Genomic DNA, 2,164 nt, shown 5'->3' with positions numbered 1-2,164 from the left:
CACCGCCCGTCCCGGGTCTCCGCGCGCGTGCCGAGCGGCTACGACGCGAGCGACGCCGAGCCGTCAGGACCGCCGCCGCGCGGCTCGCCGTGCACCTCGTCCTCCCGCTGGGCGGGTGCTTCCTGCCGGCGTTCGTGCTGGTCGGGCTCGTGCCGATCGTGCTGTCGCTGACCGACGGGCTCGCGCTCCTGCCGTGACCGCCTCACCGTCGCGCGGAGGACGCACCGCCGGGCGGGCCGGTGCGCCGACGGACGGACCATTCCCATGTCGAGGCCCTCGCAGCCCGTCGGCGCCTGAGCGAGCCGGCTCGTCCCCCCCGGTCCCGAGCTCGCCACCACGCCACTCGACGCGGTCGCCGAGCCGGTGCCGCTGCCCGACGGCGACCAGCTCGTCGTCGTCCCCGCGCGCGCCGGTCGGGAGCCCAGGGACCACCAGCGTCGAGGGCTCGTCCACGCGCACGACGACGCAACCGTCCACGCGGTCGAGCACGCCCGCGAGCTGCGCGTCGTCGCCCCCTTCACCCTCAGGCTCGTCGAGCGCGACGTCGGTCGCCGACGCCGTCGGACGCGCGGACTGGTCGCCGCGCGCGGTCGCCAGGGCGAGCACGACACCCGTCGCCAGGAGCAGGCTGCTGCGTGCCACCCGCGGATCCCTCCTCGCGCGCCGGTCGGTCATCGGACGACCGGAAGCATCGCTGGACCGACGCGCCCACGTCTGTCCCTCGGCGGGCGGACGAGCGATCAGTCGGGGCTCATGCCGTCATCGTCGTCGGACGGACGAGCGCCCACGAGCGGCGGGGCGCGGCCCTCGTCTGTCCGTCGCCGGGCGGACGAGCGGGCCACGAGCTGACGCGTGGTTCGACTCGGTGTGCGGCGGGCCGAGGACCCACGCACAGGCGACGCGTGATTCGTGCGGGCCGCAGTCCGACGAGCCGTCCACAGGTCCGGGCGGGCGTCGTGTCGTCCACGGTTCCAGCGGCTCCGGCACCGGCACACCGCCGGGCGGAGCACGGTGGGACGGCCGCAGGGAGCGGCGGGACGGGTCCTCGGCCCGTCGATCAGAGGAGGAACCATGCGACGGACGACGGACGACGGGATCACGACGGACACGACGGACGCGAGGGACGCACCGGTGGTGCGGACGGACGTGTCGAGTGCCGGACCCCTTCCGGGCCGGCGGCGGCTCGTGTCGACCAGGGCGGGCCGGGGCGTCCGCGCCTGCGGGCGGCTCGGGCCCACCCTGGCGCAGCGCGCTCGTCGTCTCGGCACCGACGCGGGCATGGCGACCGCGGAGTACGCGATCGTCACGCTGGCGGCGGTGGGCTTCGCGGGGCTGCTCGTGGTGATCCTCAAGAGCGGTGAGGTGAAGGGCCTGCTCACCGGCATCGTCCGGCAGGCGCTCTCGCTGTGACGGTCGACGCCGCACGGCCCGACGGGGAGGCGCGCGGGCGCTCTCGCCGAGGGCCAGCCACGGTCGCGATCCAGGTAGGGGTGGGAGCGGAGCGGCGGACCGCAGGGTGCGGAGTCCGGTCACGGACGGTCGCCTGCCGGCACGAACCGCCCGTCACGGTGCGGGACGCGGGCAGCGTCACGGCGGAGCTCGCGGTCGGGCTGCCCGTCGTCGTGCTGCTCCTCGTGGTCGTGCTCGCCGTCGTCGGCGCCGGGCTGACGCGCGCCCAGTGCCTCGACGGCGCTCGCGCGGGCGCTCGTGCCCTCGCGCTCGGCGAGTCCACGTCCGAGGCCGCCGCGACCGCTCGTCGGGTCGCGGGCGACGGGGCGCGCATCCGGACGACGCGCGACGGCGAGTGGGTCACCGTCGTCGTCGAGGCGACGGTGCCCGTCGGCGGGTTGCGGCTCGGCCCCCTGGAGGCCCGTGGGTCGGCGACGGCGCGGGTCGAGCCGTGACGACGCAGGCCGGTGGTGGACGTGAGGGTCGTGGCACCGGCACCGGCACCGGCATCGGCACCGGCACCGACAGCGGATCCAACACCGGCACCGGCACCGACGACGGCTCCGTGACCGTCGTCCTGGTCGCGGTCGTCGCGGTCGCGCTCGTGCTCGCAGCGTTCCTCGGCGTCGTGACCTCGGCGCACACGGCCCGGCTCCAGGCGCAGACGGCGGCGGACCTGTCCGCGCTGGCGGCCGCGACCGCGCTGCGACGTGGG

The 2,164-nt window shown here is 76.6% G+C and carries 3 protein-coding genes and 1 pseudogene; all 4 read left to right on the top strand.

What is annotated here, in order from left to right; all coding sequences use genetic code 11:
* Positions 1–197: pseudogene (locus HGA02_RS17245) on the top strand (type II secretion system F family protein); the annotation flags it as partial.
* Between the two features lie 874 nt (positions 198–1,071).
* Positions 1,072–1,410 (top strand): DUF4244 domain-containing protein, encoded by a 339-nt coding sequence (locus HGA02_RS17240; RefSeq protein WP_168680424.1) that lies wholly within the window; start codon positions 1,072–1,074, stop codon positions 1,408–1,410.
* Between the two features lie 158 nt (positions 1,411–1,568).
* On the top strand, positions 1,569–1,904 hold the full coding sequence (locus tag HGA02_RS20555) for a TadE family type IV pilus minor pilin (RefSeq protein WP_343035569.1): 336 nt from the start codon (positions 1,569–1,571) through the stop codon (positions 1,902–1,904).
* A partial coding sequence (locus tag HGA02_RS21750) for a pilus assembly protein TadG-related protein (RefSeq protein ID WP_343035567.1) occupies positions 1,901–2,164 on the top strand: 264 nt, incomplete at its 3' end. The genes HGA02_RS20555 and HGA02_RS21750, both read left to right, overlap by 4 nt.

Origin of the sequence: Cellulomonas septica, from assembly GCF_012396155.1 — a bacterium.
In the GTDB taxonomy this organism is placed as follows: Bacteria; Actinomycetota; Actinomycetes; order Actinomycetales; family Cellulomonadaceae; genus Cellulomonas; species Cellulomonas septica.
This window is presented reverse-complemented; position numbering and strand designations above follow the sequence as displayed.

What these genes read in the sequence shown, in the direction of transcription:
- HGA02_RS17240 (WP_168680424.1), top strand. Translation starts at nt 1,072, where the DNA reads ATGCGACGGACGACGGACGACGGGATCACGACGGACACGACGGACGCG.